Origin of the sequence: Roseateles aquae (assembly GCF_032337115.1) — a bacterium.
Lineage (GTDB): Bacteria > Pseudomonadota > Gammaproteobacteria > Burkholderiales > Burkholderiaceae_C > Roseateles_C > Roseateles_C aquae.
Window position 1 is genome coordinate 76,316 of sequence record NZ_JAVXZY010000014.1, and the last position, 15,218, is coordinate 91,533.

At 67.8% G+C, this 15,218-nt stretch carries 13 protein-coding genes; 2 read left to right on the top strand and 11 right to left on the bottom strand.

What is annotated here, in order from left to right:
* The first annotated feature begins 3 nt into the window (after positions 1–3).
* Complete coding sequence (locus RQP53_RS23645) at positions 4–2,706, top strand: bifunctional acetate--CoA ligase family protein/GNAT family N-acetyltransferase (RefSeq protein WP_315653193.1); 2,703 nt, start codon at positions 4–6, stop codon at positions 2,704–2,706.
* A gap of 39 nt (positions 2,707–2,745) precedes the next feature.
* On the opposite strand, the gene RQP53_RS23650 is transcribed toward RQP53_RS23645, so the two are convergent.
* The 11 genes from RQP53_RS23650 to RQP53_RS23700 form a co-directional block, all read right to left on the bottom strand.
* Positions 2,746–3,336: a DUF4377 domain-containing protein gene (locus tag RQP53_RS23650; RefSeq protein WP_315653194.1), complete on the bottom strand. Its 591-nt coding sequence runs from the start codon at positions 3,334–3,336 to the stop codon at positions 2,746–2,748.
* A gap of 96 nt (positions 3,337–3,432) precedes the next feature.
* Positions 3,433–3,846, bottom strand: coding sequence for an MAPEG family protein (locus tag RQP53_RS23655; RefSeq protein WP_315653195.1), 414 nt, complete (start codon positions 3,844–3,846; stop codon positions 3,433–3,435).
* Positions 3,846–4,214, bottom strand: coding sequence for a YggL family protein (locus RQP53_RS23660; protein ID WP_315653196.1), 369 nt, complete (start codon positions 4,212–4,214; stop codon positions 3,846–3,848). The genes RQP53_RS23655 and RQP53_RS23660 overlap by 1 nt, the downstream gene beginning before the upstream one ends.
* A 77-nt stretch (positions 4,215–4,291) precedes the next feature.
* Positions 4,292–4,843 (bottom strand): HD domain-containing protein, encoded by a 552-nt coding sequence (locus tag RQP53_RS23665; RefSeq protein WP_315653197.1) that lies wholly within the window; start codon positions 4,841–4,843, stop codon positions 4,292–4,294.
* Positions 4,844–4,862: 19 nt separating this feature from the next.
* Positions 4,863–5,702, bottom strand: coding sequence for a phosphonate ABC transporter, permease protein PhnE (gene phnE / locus RQP53_RS23670; protein ID WP_434064144.1), 840 nt, complete (start codon positions 5,700–5,702; stop codon positions 4,863–4,865).
* On the bottom strand, positions 5,702–6,679 hold the full coding sequence (gene phnD / locus RQP53_RS23675; protein ID WP_315653198.1) for a phosphonate ABC transporter substrate-binding protein: 978 nt from the start codon (positions 6,677–6,679) through the stop codon (positions 5,702–5,704). The genes phnE and phnD overlap by 1 nt, the downstream gene beginning before the upstream one ends.
* Positions 6,680–6,731: 52 nt before the next feature.
* Positions 6,732–7,565: a phosphonate ABC transporter ATP-binding protein gene (gene phnC / locus RQP53_RS23680; RefSeq protein WP_315653199.1), complete on the bottom strand. Its 834-nt coding sequence runs from the start codon at positions 7,563–7,565 to the stop codon at positions 6,732–6,734.
* Positions 7,566–7,666: 101 nt separating this feature from the next.
* Entirely contained in the window at positions 7,667–7,873 is a 207-nt protein-coding gene (locus tag RQP53_RS23685; protein WP_315653200.1) for a hypothetical protein, read from the bottom strand.
* A gap of 20 nt (positions 7,874–7,893) precedes the next feature.
* Positions 7,894–8,421 (bottom strand): DUF2242 domain-containing protein, encoded by a 528-nt coding sequence (locus RQP53_RS23690; RefSeq protein WP_315653201.1) that lies wholly within the window; start codon positions 8,419–8,421, stop codon positions 7,894–7,896.
* 96 nt (positions 8,422–8,517) lie between these two features.
* Positions 8,518–12,684 carry a GAF domain-containing protein gene (locus RQP53_RS23695; protein WP_315653202.1) on the bottom strand — a complete coding sequence of 1,389 codons (4,167 nt, stop codon included), beginning with the start codon at positions 12,682–12,684 and terminating at the stop codon, positions 8,518–8,520.
* Positions 12,684–13,805: an HD-GYP domain-containing protein gene (locus RQP53_RS23700; RefSeq protein ID WP_315653203.1), complete on the bottom strand. Its 1,122-nt coding sequence runs from the start codon at positions 13,803–13,805 to the stop codon at positions 12,684–12,686. The genes RQP53_RS23695 and RQP53_RS23700 overlap by 1 nt, the downstream gene beginning before the upstream one ends.
* Positions 13,806–14,034: 229 nt before the next feature.
* On the opposite strand from RQP53_RS23700, the gene RQP53_RS23705 reads away from it, so the two are divergent.
* Complete coding sequence (locus tag RQP53_RS23705) at positions 14,035–15,087, top strand: extracellular solute-binding protein (RefSeq protein ID WP_315653204.1); 1,053 nt, start codon at positions 14,035–14,037, stop codon at positions 15,085–15,087.
* Positions 15,088–15,218: the final 131 nt, after the last annotated feature.

Consider the following 15,218-nt stretch of genomic DNA (forward strand, 5'->3'; position numbering starts at 1 on the left):
GCGATGGACAAGCATTACCTCAGCCCGCTGTTTGCGCCGCAATCGATCGTCGTCTTCGCCGGGCGACCCGGTGCCGGCAGCGAGAGTCAAGACCTGACCCCGCAGGCGCGGCTCCTTCACGAAGCCCTGCGCGCCCAGCGCTACAGCGGCGAACTGCAGTTCCTCGACATCCACACCAGCGGCACGCTGGCCGATCTGGCCCAGGCGCGGGCCGATCTGGCCATCATCGCGCTGCCGGCGGCCGATGTGGCGGCGGCGCTGGAGGTGGCTGGGCGCATGACCTGCCGCGCGGCGCTGATCCTCTCCAGCGGCATAGGCGCCGAACAGGCCGCTGAGCTCAAGCGCATCGCCCGCCGCGAGGGCGTGCAGCTGCTCGGGCCCAACAGCCTCGGTCTGCAGCGGCCGCGGCTGCAGCTCAACGCCAGCGCCGCCGGGCCGCTGGCCGCGCCTGGGCCGCTGGCCCTGGTGTCGCAGTCGGGCGCGCTGACAACGGCGATGCTGGACTGGGCCAGCAACAACGGCGTTGGCTTCTCCTCGGTGGTCTCGCTGGGCCCGCACACCGCGGTCGATATCGCCGAGGTGCTGGACTTCCTCGCCAACGACGGCCAGACGCACAGCATCGTCGTCTACCTGGAGGGCATTGCGCAGTCGCGCCGCTTCATGAGCGCGCTGCGCATGGCCGCCAATGCCAAGCCGGTGATCGTGCTCAAGGGCGGTCGCCAGGCGGCCGGCACGACGGCGGCGCAGACGCACAGCGGCGCCATCGTGGGCAGCGACGAGGTCTTCGACGCTGCGCTGCGCCGCGCCGGTGCGGTGCGGGTGCGCAGCTTTGTCGAGCTGTTCTCGGCCTCCAAATGCCTGGCCTCGCGCTACCGCCCGGTGGGCCGGCGCCTGGCCATCGTCACCAATGGCGGCGGCCCCGGCGTGCTGGCGGCCGACCGCCTGCCGCAAGTCGGCCTGCAGCTGGGCCAGCTGGGCAGCGAGGCGCGGGCGGCGCTGCAGCCCTTGCTGCCGGCGCAGGCCAGCTTGTCCGATCTGATCGATCTTTCGGAAGAAGCCACACCGGCGCAGTACCGCGCGGCCATCGAGGCGGCCGGCCGCGACGCCCAGATTGACGGCGTGCTGGCCATCCATTCACCGAAGCCCGGCGGCGATGCGGCGGCGGTGTCGCGGGCGCTGGCCGAGATCAAGAGCGGCCTGGCCAAGCCGCTGCTGTGCTGCTGGATGGGCGACAGCCCGGAGCTGCAGGCCGCCCGCGGCCTGCTCAACGAGGCACAGATCCCGAGCTTTCGCACGCCCGAGGCGGCCGTCGGCGCCTTCGGCCATATCGCCGCCTTCTATGCCAACCAGCGCCTGCTGCAGCAGACGCCGCCGCCGCTGTCCTCGCTGGCCAAGCCCGATCTGGAAGGCGCGCGGCTGGTGATCGACAGCGTGCTGGCCGAGCGCCGCAAGGTGCTGACCGAGATGGAGAGCAAGACCCTGCTGTCGGCCTTCCACATCCCGGTGACGCAGACGCTGCTGGCGCGCACGGCCAACGAGGCGATGATGATCGCCACCCAGCTCGGCTTCCCGGTGGCGCTGAAGATCGATTCGCCGGACATCAGCCACAAGTCCGATGTGCAGGGCGTGGAGCTGAACCTCGGCAGCGGCCTGGCGGTGCGCGATGCCTACAAGGCGATGATGGAGCGGGTGGCTCGCGCCCAGCCCACGGCGCGGCTCAATGGCGTGACGGTGCAGAAGATGGCCGGCGCCGAGCGCGGCCGCGAGATCTATGTGGGCCTGACCACCGATGTGCCCTTCGGCCCGGTGCTGGTGTTTGGCGCCGGCGGCACGATGATCGAGCTGATACGCGATCGCGCGATGGAGCTGCCGCCGCTGAACCAGTTCCTTGCCCGCCGGCTGATCGAGCGCTCGCGGGTGGCCGAGACACTGGGCGAATGGCGCGGCGCGCCGGCCGCCGATGTCGATGCGCTGGAGCAGATCCTCTTGCGCGTGTCCGAGATGGTCTGCGAGCTGCCACAGCTGCGCGAGATGGACATCAATCCCATCATCGTCGACGAGCACGGTGCGGTCGCCGTCGATGCGCGCATCGTCATCGACAGCGCGCCGCAGGCGCTGTCCGGCAGCTCGAGCAACTACCAGCACCTGGCCATCCTGCCCTACCCGGCCCGCTACGAGCAGCTCTGGCCGCTGCGCGGCGGCGGCGAGGTGCTGGTGCGGCCGGTGCATCCGGACGACGCGCAGATGCTGCAGCGCCTGGTGCAGGAGCTGTCGGCCGAGAGCCGCTACTTCCGCTTTGTCTCGCACATGAAGGAGCTGCCGCCGGCGATGCTGGCCCGCTTCACGCTGATCGACTACGACCGCGAGATGGCCCTGGTGGCCGTGCACCGCGAGCGTCAGCCGGGGCCGGATGGCGAGATCGTCGAGAGCGAGCGCATCGTCGGCGTGTCACGCTACATCACCAACCCGGACCCGAGCAGCTGCGAGTTTTCGCTGGTCGTCGCCGATGATTTCAACGGCCGCGGCCTGGGCTCACGGCTGATGGAAAGCATCATGGATGTGGCCCGCGACAAGGGCCTGGCCGAGATCGAAGGCCTGGTGCTGGCCAACAACCCCGGCATGCTGAAGCTGATGCGCGGCCTGGGCTTTGCGATCAAGCCCTTCCCGGATGATCCGGACTTCAAGCTGGTGACGCACGGGCTGTGAGCGCGGCGGCTGGGGCAGGTCTGGCGACAGCGCCCCAGCTCAGGCGCCAGACAAGCGCACGGCCAACAGATTCAAGGGGCCTTGCGGGGCGTTGCTGTGGTCGAAATCAAGCTGCACCTCCTGTCTGGTGCTCTGCGCCTTGGCCAGCGAAAGGCAGATCGCCGTGCTGCAGCTCAACGGCAGGCCGAGCAGGCGCCAGCTGCCGTCGTTCGCCAGTTCAAGCGAGTATTGCGGCTGACGGATCTTGATCGTGAAGGCTGTCTTGCTGGGCTGCGGCGTGTCTGACTGCAGCTGCAGCAGCTCGTAAGTGACCTGCGTGCTTGGCGCGTCAGGTATGGGAGGCACCGCGCGTTCGGTCACGCGAATCCGCAGGCTGTAGCGATGACCCCATTCAAACTTGAAGCCCTGGATGGCATTGCCGATGGGCGCCCAGTCGGCGGTATCGCTGCTGCGCGCACGCAGGCACAGGTACTCGAACATCCCATTGCAACCGTCCATGTAGTGGTCCAGCTGCAGCGTGGTTTCATAGCTGCTGGTCTGCGACGCTGAGCCCCCACCCCCGCCACAGCTGCTGAGCAGGCTGCCGATCACCAGGCCGAGCAGGCCCTTGTGAAAAATGCGTGTGTTCATGTGTCCCCCTTTGCCGTACTGGCTATGGGCAAATGATAACCACGCAATTCAGTGCAAATAGATCACCCGGATTGGGGGCTATGCAGGAGCACGACCTCAGAACAGCGCCCAGCCTGCCTGCAGCCACAGCAGCACCAGCACCACGTTGCTGAGCACGAAGACGGCAAAGCGGTGCAGCACCTTGTTGTAGCTGAGGTGGATCAGGCTGTGAACGATGCGCAGCGCCACGTAGAGCCACGCGGTGGTCACGAGCGCGGCCGTGGCGGTCTGGGCGGCGAACAGCATCAGGCAGGCCACATAGAACAGCAGCGGCAGCTCCAGCAGGTTCATGTAGTTGCGGTTCGGAATGCTCACATGGGCCGGCACTGCGCTTGATTCGCCGTACTTGAAATCGTCGATGCGCAGCTCGCGCCGGCGCGCGGCGCCGACGCGGCGCAGCGGGATCATCAGCAGCACCAGGCCGGTCCAGCCGGCCAACGCAAAGACCGGCTGCAGGATGGCGTTGTTCATCATGCTTGCGGCGTCAGCACGTACTGGGTGCCATCGTGCCAGGCATCCTGCAGCGGCGACACGGTGACGGCAGCGACCTCGCTGCGGGCACGGAACCAGGCGGCCACGGCCTCGCGGTCGGCCTCGGTGGCCGAGCCACGACCCAGCTTGGCGACGAAGCCGCCGCTGGCGCCGCCGCCGAAGTCCAGGCCGCGGGGCAGGATCAGCTGCAGCAGCAGCTCGTCGATGAAGCGCTCCTGCGCGGCGTCGTCAAGCTCGGCCTTCAACGTCGCGTGCACATCGAAGGCCAGTTCTTGGAATTCACCGATGCGCAGCTTCTTGCGCTGGCGGCGGCTGCGCTGGCGGGCCTGGGGCGGGTTCTGCTTCATCGGCGGGCTCCTGCTGGGGGATGGCTGGCACTGTAGCGCCAAAGGTGTCGCCCGGGCGCGGGCGCCCCGCACGGGCCTCACTCCAGTCGGGTGCGCGGCAGCAGCTCGCTCAGCAGCGCCAGGTAGTAGTCCAGCGGCGGGGTGGCCTGGCCCGGGGTCTTGGCCAGATCGTCCCAGCGGCGCAGCGCCAGCGCCTCGGTGGCATAGGGCCGAGCCGCGAAGGCGCTGAGTTCGCCCTCGTTCATCGGCCCGCCCTGCAGCCGCAGCGAATGCCGCGAGGCCGGGCTCAGGCCCTGGGCATAGGCCGGATCGGTGGCGACCAGATAGCGCTTGGCCTGCACATGCAGGCGTATCGGTTCGGTCAGGGCTGCGCTGAAGTGGTTCTCCAGCAGAGGCAGCGCGCGCAGCTCGTGCAGATCGTCGCTGATGTCGTCGCAGCGCTCGACGAAATGGCCGATGTCGTGCAGCAGCGCGGCGCCGACCAGCGTCGCGTCGGCATGGGCCCACTCGGCCAACTGCGCACATTGCAGCGCATGTTCCAGCGCGCTGATGGGCTCGGCGCGCAGGCCCTCGTAGGGCTGGCGGCCGTGGGCTTCAAACAAGGCGTCAATCCGTTCGATGATGTCCATGGCCGCGGCTCCCAAAGCATCAAACCAATCGCTTGCGAACCTGCGAGGAGATCAGGTCGATCAGTGCCACCGAGATCACCAGCAGGATCAGCACCGCGGCGGTCTGGCCATACTGGAAGCCGCGGATCACATCCCACAGCACCATGCCGATGCCGCCGGCGCCGACCATGCCGACCACCGAGGCCGAGCGCACATTCGATTCAAAGCGGTACAAGGCATAGGACACCCACAGCGGCATCACCTGCGGGATGACGCCGTAGAGCACCTCGGCCAGCGGATGGGCGCCGGTGGCGCGCAGGCCCTCGACCGGCTGCGGATCGATGGCCTCGACGGCCTCCGAGAACAGCTTGGCCAGCACGCCGGTGGTGTGCACGAACAGCGCCAGCACGCCGGCAAACGGCCCCAGGCCGACGGCGACGACGAAGAGCAGCGCGAACACCATCTCGTTGATGGCGCGGCAGGCATCGAGGAAGCGGCGCACCGGCTGGTGCACCCAGGCCGGCGTCAAGTTGCCGGCCGCCAGCAGGGCCAGCGGCACCGAGGCCACGATGGCCAGCGCCGTGCCCCACAGCGCGATCTGCAGCGTGATCAGCAGTTCCTGCAGGTAGTAGCGCCATTCGCCGAAATCCGGCGGGAAGAAACCGGCGGCGTAGCTGGCGATATTGCCGGCGTCGCGGATCAGGTCCAGCGGCCGCATATCGGCGCCGCGCCAGCTGCCGGCCAGCAAGGCCAGCAACAAGGCCCAGGCGATCAGCAGCCAGCTGCGCATCGGCGGCCGTGGCGGCACAGCCTGGCTCCCAGGCGCAGGCAAGACCTGACCCTGTGGCGCGTTGATCGGTGTCGCGGCGCTCACGGGCATCACTGCAGCTTGGCCTGCTGCTTGTTCAGCTCGGCCAGGCGGGTGTCGATATCGGCCAGCTTCTTGCTCTTTTCGTCGGCCGCCAGTGCGGCGTCGTTCTCGATCTTGGCGCGTTCACGGGCCAGTTCGAGCAGGCGCACCGGGCCCAGCTGGGCATTGCTGGAGGCACGGAATGCGCTGTAGCTGAGCTTTTCCAGGATCTCGCGCTCGGCCGGCTTCTTGCCGTAGCTGAGCAGGAAGTCGCGCAGCTTGGCCTTGGTGCCTTCGTCCAGGTCCTTGCGCCAGACGATGGGGTCGCTGGCGATCAGCGGCGAGCGCCAGATTTCGCGCAGCTGGCCGAGCTTGTCGCCATTGGTGATCGAGAAGCGGTGCCAGTTCTCGGTGTTGTTGGTGGCCACATCGACCTGCTTGTTGACGACGGCCAGCAGATTGGTCTCGTGGTTGGCGCGCACCATGCGCTTGAAGTCGCGCGTCGGCTCGACCTTGTTCTGCGCAAAGGCGAAGTAGCCGGGCACCAGGGTGCCGCTGGTCGAGTTCGGATCGCCAAAGCCCAGCGTCAGGTTGGCGCGCGCCTTCAACACATCGTCCAGCGACTTGTAGGGGCTGTCCGCATGGACAACGAGGATCGAGTAATAGCCTTCGTTGCCGTCCTTGCCGACGGTCTTGGCGAACACTTCACCCTGGGCACGGTCGACGGCCTCGATGGCCGACTTGTTGCCGAACCAGCCGATCTGCACCTTGTTGAAGCGCATCGCCTCGATGACGCCGGAGTAGTCGGTGGCGAAGAAGGCATTGACCTTCAGGCCGGTGGCCCGGCTCATATCGTCCAGCAGCGGCTGCCAGGCGCCCTTCAGATGGGCGGACGATTCGGTCGTGATCATGCCGAAGTTGATTTCCTTGACAGCCTGGGCCTGGACATTGCCCAGCCAGCAGGCGGCGGTGGTGGCCAGCAGGGCCAGAACGTTACGGCGTTGCATAGGGGTCTCGCTCTTGAAAAAGTGAAAGCAGGGATCGTTCTTGTGGGTGTTCTCAGGCCGCCTGCAGCACCGGCTCGGGGTGCAGGGCGGGCACGGGCTTCTTCAGGCCGGGCAGTTGGGCGGGCAGCAGCAGCTCTTCGCTCTGCGTGCCATAGAGCTGTTGCAGTCGCTCATTGCTGAGCGCGGTGGTCGGGCCGTCGTAGACGACCTCGCCATGGCGCAGCGCGATGGTGCGCGGGCAGAAGGCAAAGGCGTAGTCGATCTGATGCAGCGACACCATCACGGTGACACCCAGCTCGCGGTTCAGCTCGGCCAGCAGCTGCATCACGCGGCGGCTCGATTCGGGGTCCAGCGAGGCGATCGGTTCGTCGGCCAGGATGATCTCGGCGCCCTGCACCAGGGCCCGCGAGATGGCGGCGCGCTGCTGCTGGCCGCCGGACAGCGTCGAGGCGCGCTGCCAGGCACAGGCGCCGATGCCCACACGCTCCAGCGCCGCGAAGGCCCGCGCCAGCTCGGCCTCGGTGAAGCGGCCCAGCGCCCAGCGCCAGGCCGGCATCCGGTGCAAGGCGCCGGCCAGCACATTGCTCAGCACCGGCAGGCGGTCGACCAGATTGAACTGCTGAAAAATCATCGCCACGCGGGCGCGGGTGGCGCGCACATCCGCGGCGATGCGGCCATCGGCTTGCACCTCGCGGTCGAGCAGGTGCACGCTGCCAGCGTCGCCGCGATGTAGGCCGTTCAGATGGCGCAGCAGCGTCGATTTGCCGGAACCCGAGGCGCCCAGCAGGGCGACCATCTCACCACGCTCGACCTGCAGCGAGACCTCGCGCAAGGCGGGCTTGGCGCCGAAGCGCTTGCTCAGCTTGTCTACCTCGATCACCACCATCGCGCATCTCCGGCACTGCCCCCGGGGGCAGCCCGGGATGTCAGCCCGCGATGGTGATCAAGTGCCGTGACGCCGCGATGACAGCGGCGCGCCTGCTCCGTTCAGCTGCCCGACTTGGCCTTCTCGCGCTTCTTCTCGTAGCTGTCGTAGCTGTCGCTGTTGCGCTTCATGCAGTCGCGGTAGGCGACGTTGTCGGTCAGCCGGCTGCAGTCTCGCTGGGCCTGATCCTGGGCAGCCTCGTAGATGACGTCGCAGCCGGCCAGCGGCAACAGGGCCAGCAGGCCGGCAAGCATCAGGCAGTTCTTCATGGCAGCGGTCTCCCGAGGTTTCACTGTTCAACCAATTGCTCGCGCAGCAGCTTCTGCATCAGGGCGAAATAGCGGTCGTAGAACTCGCCGGCGGGAATGGTCTCGGACGCCACCTTGACCATTGAATCCTGGCTGGACGACAGCGGCACCGAGATCGAGCCGATGGCACTGACACCGATGCTGGTGGCGTTGCTGCTCTTCTTGATGGCGTACCGGTCCTGCTGGGCCGAGACATAGGCGGTCGCGATCTGGGCGTTCTTGCCGTCGGGCACGCAGACGACATTGAAGCTGATTTCCACATGCACCTCGCCATCGGGCTGGAAGCGCTTGCTGCCATTGACCAGGCCGGACTTGGCGCTGTTGATCACATAGCCCTGGCTCAGCAGCGCCCGGCGTGCCGCCTCGCAAGTCTCGTCGACGCTGCCGTCGAACAGCCGTGAGAAGGTCTCGTCGGAGTTGAAGCGCTCGTTCTGGTAGACCGAGGTCTTGCGCGGCGTGGGGCTGCTCTGCGGCAGCGCGCAACCACCCAGCAGGGCAGCAGTGAGCATCACAAGGGGCCAGCGCGGGGGCAGTGTCAGGGTCAGCATCGGGGAGCGGGCGGGATCTGGGCGCTGAGGAACGCAGCGTGAACGCATTATCCCGGTTCAGCCGGCCTCGGTGCTGTGCGCTTGGGCATGGGTGGGGTGAGACTGGCGCATCGCGCGTTGCAGCTCGACCAGGGCATCTTCGGCCTCGGCGAAGCTGAAATCCAGCACCAGGCGCACAAACTGCTGGCCGCGTTCGCCGAGCGCCTGCACCAGCGCCGCCTGCTCCTGCTCGACCAGATCGGCGGCGGCGGTGTCATAGCTGATCAGCAGCGGTTGCAACCTGTCCAGCAGCCGCTGCAGCGCCGCCCAATCGATGGGCGCCAGTTCGCCAGCGACGCTCGCGTCTGACTCGGCCTCGCCGGGCAACCAGCGCAGCAGGCATTGCTTCAGCGCCGCTGGGTCGACCGGCTTGGCCAGGTAGTCGCTCATGCCCGCGGCCAGGCATTGCGCGCGGTCTTCGGCGAAGGCATTGGCTGTCATGGCCACGATGGGCAGGCCAGCCAGCGCCGGAATCTGACGCATCGCCCGTGTGGCCTGCAGCCCGTCCATTTCAGGCATCTGAACATCCATCAGCACCAGATCGTAGGTGCCCTGCTGCGCCATGCGCAGCGCCATCGCACCATCGTCGGCCACGTCAACGGCGACCTGCAGCTCCTCCAGCAGCGCCATCGCCACTTCCTGGTTGATCGGGTTGTCCTCGGCCAGCAGCACCCGGGCCGGACGCAGCCTTTGCGATTGGCTGGCAGGCCCGCCGCTGGCGGCCACCGTGCCGCGGCCCAGCGCGGCAGGCAGAGGCAGGTCCAACCAGAAGCTGCTGCCACGGCCGGGTTCGCTGCGAACGCCAATATCCCCATGCATCAGCTGGGCCAGGCGGCGGCTGATGGCCAGGCCCAGGCCGGTGCCGCCAAAGCGTCGGGTGATCGAGGCATCGGCCTGCTGAAAGGCTTCAAACAGGTGTTCCATCTGGCGCGGCGACATGCCAATGCCGCTGTCGTCGACCAGAAAACGCAGCCGCGCCCCGTCGAGCGGCTGCACGGTCAGGCGCACCTCGCCCTGCTCGGTGAACTTGACCGCATTGCTGAGCAGGTTCAGCAGGATCTGCTCCAGCCGCAGCCGGTCGCCGTGGACGAGGGCCGGGCAGCTGGGCGCCAACTCCAGCCGCAGCGCGATGCGCTTGGCCTCGGCACGGTCGGCGAGCATCGCGCGGACGCGCTCGACGCAGGCGCGCAGCTCGAAGTCAATCGGTTCCAGGCTGATCTTGTGCGCCTCAATCTTGGAAAAGTCGAGGATGTCGTTGATCACCTGCAGCAGATGCTGGCTGGCATCGGCGATCTTGTTCAGGTGTTCCTGCTGCGCGGCACTCAGCGGCTCACGGCGCAGCAGGTGGGCAAAGCCCAGCACGGCATTCATCGGCGTACGGATCTCGTGGCTCATATTGGCCAGGAACGCACTCTTGGCCTGGTTGGCAGCGTCGGCAGCCAGCTTGGCCTCGTGCAGATCAAGCTCGATGCGGCGGCGCTCGACGATGGACCAGAGATCGCCTGCCAGTTGCAGCAACTCGCGCTCGTCGGCGTCGTCGTAGGGGCTCGGCTTGTTGGCCACACACAGCACCAGCCGCAGCCGGCCCTGGCCGAGCACCGGCAGGGCAAGGGCCCGCTCCACGCCCGGTGGGCAAGCGATTGCAACGTCGTTGCTGTGAGCAGACTGAAGCTTCACAGCGCAGCCGCGCTCGGCCGCCAACTCCCACAGCCGCGCCGGGCTGCCGGGAGCTGCCACACGCTCCGCCATGGTCTGGATGGTGGCTGGTGTGCCGCGCGTCCAGGCCCCGGCAACGGTGCGCAACGCAGCGCCTTCGCCGGCTTGCTCGAGCAGGTGCAGCGCGGCCACCGGGCTGCCACTGAGCCGGGCAATCTCTTCGATGGCCGTTTCCAACAGTTGCTGTTCGCCCAGCTGACTGGCCTGCTGGCTCAGCGCCAGCATGGCGCGCAGCCTTTGATCCTCGCGGCTGAGCCTGGCATTGGCGGCCTCCAGCTCGGCGGTGCGGGTGGCGACCAGCTCTTCGAGGTGGATGCGATAGCGGTCCAGTTCCTGGGCCGAGCGCACGCGGTCGGAGATGTCGATACCGGTGCCCACCATCAGCGGTTGGCTGCCCTCAAGCCGACGCACGACGAAAAGGCAAGGCGTTCGCCCGCCATCCTGACGCAGCAGACTGGCCTCAACACTGGCCTCGCCCTGCGCAAAGGCGTCGGCCAGGCGGCGCCTGATCAGCGGTTTCTCCGCGTCGGAGAAAAAGTCGGGTGCCCGTTTGCCGGCGATGGTGGCGCTGTCGTAGCCGCTCATTTCCTCCAGGCGGCGGTTCCACTGCCGGAGCTGGCCCTGTGCGTCGAGCACGAAGAAGGCGCCGGCCACCGATTCGATCAGTTGCTTGTTGAAGCTCTGTTCCTTGCGCTGGCCGGCCTCGGCGGCATCCACCGCGAGGGCCAGGCCGATGTCCTGCGCCAGGCGCAGCATCAGCTCCACCTGCTCGGCATCGAAGTGGCCGACATCGACCGAATAAACCATCAACGCATGCTGGATCTGGCCGCCGCTGCTGATCGGGAAGGCCGCCGAAGAGCGGTAGCCTCGTGCCAGCGCCGCATCGCGCCAGAAGGCCATCAGCGGGTCGCCGGCGATATCGTTGGCCAGCATGGGCTGGCCGCTGCGCATGGCCCGCGCTGTGGGACCGGCGGAGGTTTCCAGCGGGATGCGCAGGGTGTCAAGATAACCATCAACATGACCGGCATGGCTGCACGGAACGACCAACTGGCAGGCCTCGTCCAGCCGCCCAATCCAGGCCATCCGGAAGCCGCCCACCTGCACCGCGATCCGGCAGACTTCGGCGAACAACTGCCCGGTGTCGCGCAAGCGCACGATGGCCTCGTTGACGCCGCTGAGCAGCGCATAGGAGCGATTCAGCCTATGGATACGCGCCTCGCGGCGGCGGATTTCGGTGATGTCACGCGCCACGCCGACGATGCCCACCGGCTCGCCCTGCTCGTTCAGCAGCGGCGTCTTGACGATGTCGTACAGCGCGCGCTGCTCGGCGCGGGCCCCTTGCAGCCAGCGCTCGTCGGGCTGGGGCCGGCGGGTTTCGATCACCAGCGCGTCGCTGCGCCGCACCCGTTCGGCCTCGGCCTCGTCGCCAAAGGCCTGCTCGGTGACGCCGCGCAGCTCGGCCTCGCTGCGGTCTACCCAACGCTCGAAGGCGGCATTGCAGGCCATATAGCGCCCCTGGGCATCCTTGAGCCAGACCAGGTCAGGCAGGGCGCCGAGGATGCTGCGCAGCCGTTGCTCGCTGCGGCGCAGCTGATCGGTGGTGTCGCCCTGCATGATGGCCGTGGCGGCCAGCTGTACCGAGAAGGCCTGGTGCTCGAGTTCCTCTTCGCTGGGCGTGCCCGGGCTGCGCCGGTAGATGGCGAAAGAGCCCAGCACACGGCCTTGCGGGCCGATGATGGGCTCGCTCCAGCAGGCCGCCAGGCCCGCGCGGGCCGCAAGCTCCCTGAAGGGGATCCAATTTGGGTGGCTGGCGATGTCGGCCACGATGACGCGCTGGCCGGTCGCCGCGGCGGCGCCACAGCTGCCCACCGTCGGCCCGATCGCCAAGCCCTCGATGGCGGCGTTGTAAAAGTCCGGCAGGTGTGGAGCGGCGCCGCCGGTCAGGTGCTGGCCGCTGGCGTCGAGCAGCAGGATGGAGCACAGGCTGTCGGGGAACAGCGCTTCGTGGGCCAGCACCAGCTGGGTCAGCAGGGCCGCTTGGCTGGCGCCCATGGCGAGGCTTTCCATCAGTGCGACCCGGCTGCGGTCGCGCTGCTGGCTGCGGCGCAAGGCGGTGATGTCGGTGACGATGGTCAGCCGGCAGGCCAGGCCCTGATACAACACCGGCTGCGAATGCGTCATCACGTTCAGCGTGGCGCCCAGCTTGCTCAGATGGCGCCACTCGCCGACGCGCACCGCACCCTCCAGGCTGCGAGCCAGCGCCGCGGCGTTGTCGCGCTCCTCGGCGATGAAGAGATCGCTGGCCGGCAGGCCGTCGATCTCGCTGCGCTCATAGCCGTAGAGCGCGCAGAAGGCGGCGTTGGCGGCACACAGTCGCAGGGTGTCGATACGGTAGATCACCATCGGCGCCGGGTTGTGCGCGAACAGCACCCCCAGTTCCAGCTCGCTCAACACGGACTGCAGCACCATCAGTCGCTCAGCCGCGCGGCGATGGCGCGGAACTCGGCCTGGATGTTGACGAAGGCGGCAACGATGGTGGGATCGAAGTGCTTGCCGGCCTCGGCCTCGATATGGGCGATCGCCTTCTCGACCGGCCAGGGCTCCTTGTAGACGCGGCGCATCGTCAGTGCATCAAACACATCGGCCAGCGCCATCAGCCGCGCCGCCAGCGGGATGGCAGTGCCGCTCAGGCCGTCCGGGTAGCCGCTGCCGTCCCAGCGCTCATGGTGGTGATTGGCAATCGTGCGCGCCACTTCCAGGAAGCGGATCGACTCGGGCAGCGGCTGGCTGTCATCGTCACCGCCAGCCTGGTGCATCTGGCGCACCTTGCTCAGCGCGCGTTCGATGGCCTGCCCACCGATGCGCGCATGGGTCTTCATGATTTCGAACTCTTCCGGCGTCAGCCGCCCGGGCTTGAGCAGGATGTGGTCCTGGATGCCGATCTTGCCGATGTCATGCATCGGCGCGGCCTTGACAATGCGCAGCAATTGGGCCTCATTGAGCTCCTCGGCAAAGCCGGACAGCGGCTGGAGCTGGCGCGCCAGCGCCTCAACATAGCCTTGCGTGCGCAGGATGTGATTGCCGGTCTCGTTGTCGCGCGTCTCGGCCAGCTCGGCCAGCGCGCACAGGGTCAGGTCTTGTGCGATCAGGCTTTCGTGGGTGCGCCGCGCCACCTCGGCCTCCAACCAGCTGTTCTGGTCGGCCAGGCGGTCGCGTGAGCGCTTCAGCTCCAGCTGGGTGCGCACCCGGGCCAGCGCCACCGCCGGCTTGATCGGCTTGACGATGTAGTCGACCGCGCCCTCGGCAAAACCGCGTTCCTCATCCTGCTCGGCGCCCAGCGCGGTGACGAAGATCACCGGCAGCTCGCAGGTGCGCGGGTCGGCCTTGAGCTTGGCCAGCATCGCGTAGCCATCGACCTCGGGCATCATGATGTCCAGCAGGATCAGATCGGGCAGCTCGCTGGACAGCAGGGCCAACGCACTGGCAGCCGAGCGGGCACCCAGCACCCGGTACTGCGGATTGAGCAGCTTGGACAGAACCGCCAGATTGAGCGGCTCATCATCAACCACCAGAACCGTCGGCCTGTGCATCAGCGCGTCTTCCTGTGGAGGGCAACGCTTTGAGCTTACTGGAGAATGCCCGCTTTGGGTGCGTGCTGTGGGGCTTCTGCCGCGATGCCCTTGTCGCAACTCAAATCGGCGGCGCTGACGGCATCACGTTAATTTGTGCCTGGCGGCCGGAAAAGCCAGGGTGCTAAGCTGAAGCGCCCTGTTCTGGCCCGCACAGAACTGCTCGCCTACCCGTTTTTGCCCCGCCGTGATGAAGCTCCCCGCGCTGCCTTCCCTGCTCGCCGCCGCCTGGCTGCTAGCCGCTGGTGTGGCCGCGGCGCAGCCTCGCGAGCTGGAACGCGCGGCGCGCGCCGAGGGGCAGGTCAACAGTGCCGGCATGCCCGACCGCTGGGCCAACTGGGGCGAGACCTGGGCCGATCTGAAGCGCCTCTACGGGCTGCAGCATCAGGACGAGAACATGAACAGCGGCGACGAGATCGCCGCGATGGAGCAGCCCGGGCGCCGCCCCGGCATCGATATCGGCGATGTCGGCTTCGAGTTCGGTGCGCTGGCCCGCAGCCGCGGCGTCACCCGGGCGCACAAGCCGGCGAACTGGGCGCAAATCCCCGATTGGGCCAAAGACCCCGACGGCCATTGGGCGCTGGCCTACACCGGCACGATTGCCTTCATGGTCAATACCCGCCGCGTGGCCAGCGTGCCGCGCAGCTGGAAGGCGGTGTTCGACGGCGATTACAAGCTGCTGATCGGCGCCGTTGGCCCGACCGCGCAGGCCAATGCCGGCGTGCTGGCCGCGGCGATTGCACTCGGCGGCGCCGAGACGCGGCTGCAGCCGGCGCTGGAGAAGTTCGCCCAGCTGGCCCGCCAGGGCCGGCTGCTGACCGACAACCCCGGCGCCGCCCAGATCGAGAAGCTGGACGCCGACGTGTTCGTGATGTGGGACTTCATCGCGCTGGACAAGCGGGCGCGGATGCGCCGCCCGGAAGACTATGAAATCCTGATCCCCAGCGATGGCTCGGTGACCAGCGGCTACACGCCCATCATCAACAAGCACGCCGCCCACCCGAATGCGGCGCAGCTGGCGCGCGAGTACATCTTCAGCGATGCCGGGCAGATCAACCTGGCCCGCGGTCATGCGCGGCCGATACGGATCGAGCACCTGAACCTGCCGGAATCGGTGCGCGGCCAGCTGCTCGACAGTGCCCAGTACCAAAGCGCTCGCGTCGTCTACCCGGCCATCTGGGCCTGGGAAGTGAAGAAGCTGCCGGCGCTGTGGCAGCGCGAGGTCTTGGGCGCCGCGCGTTGATCCCTGTCTGACGCTGGGGTTTGCCCGCGCATTCCAGTTTGCTGCGGCGGGCGTAGACTGCAACGCACAGCGGGGCTGCAAACCGGTGCGCCATGCACCACAAGGCGGTTCGGCTGGGTCAGCACAGGAGG

Bases quoted from the DNA above. Each gene is read 5' to 3' on its own strand.
- RQP53_RS23645 (WP_315653193.1), top strand. From the start codon at position 4: ATGGACAAGCATTACCTCAGCCCGCTGTTTGCGCCGCAATCGATCGTC.
- RQP53_RS23650 (WP_315653194.1), bottom strand. From the start codon at position 3,336: ATGAACACACGCATTTTTCACAAGGGCCTGCTCGGCCTGGTGATCGGC.
- RQP53_RS23655 (WP_315653195.1), bottom strand. From the start codon at position 3,846: ATGAACAACGCCATCCTGCAGCCGGTCTTTGCGTTGGCCGGCTGGACC.
- RQP53_RS23660 (WP_315653196.1), bottom strand. From the start codon at position 4,214: ATGAAGCAGAACCCGCCCCAGGCCCGCCAGCGCAGCCGCCGCCAGCGC.
- RQP53_RS23665 (WP_315653197.1), bottom strand. From the start codon at position 4,843: ATGGACATCATCGAACGGATTGACGCCTTGTTTGAAGCCCACGGCCGC.
- phnE (WP_434064144.1), bottom strand. From the start codon at position 5,702: ATGCCCGTGAGCGCCGCGACACCGATCAACGCGCCACAGGGTCAGGTC.
- phnD (WP_315653198.1), bottom strand. From the start codon at position 6,679: ATGCAACGCCGTAACGTTCTGGCCCTGCTGGCCACCACCGCCGCCTGC.
- phnC (WP_315653199.1), bottom strand. From the start codon at position 7,565: ATGGTGGTGATCGAGGTAGACAAGCTGAGCAAGCGCTTCGGCGCCAAG.
- RQP53_RS23685 (WP_315653200.1), bottom strand. From the start codon at position 7,873: ATGAAGAACTGCCTGATGCTTGCCGGCCTGCTGGCCCTGTTGCCGCTG.
- RQP53_RS23690 (WP_315653201.1), bottom strand. From the start codon at position 8,421: ATGCTCACTGCTGCCCTGCTGGGTGGTTGCGCGCTGCCGCAGAGCAGC.
- RQP53_RS23695 (WP_315653202.1), bottom strand. From the start codon at position 12,684: ATGGTGCTGCAGTCCGTGTTGAGCGAGCTGGAACTGGGGGTGCTGTTC.
- RQP53_RS23700 (WP_315653203.1), bottom strand. From the start codon at position 13,805: ATGCACAGGCCGACGGTTCTGGTGGTTGATGATGAGCCGCTCAATCTG.
- RQP53_RS23705 (WP_315653204.1), top strand. From the start codon at position 14,035: ATGAAGCTCCCCGCGCTGCCTTCCCTGCTCGCCGCCGCCTGGCTGCTA.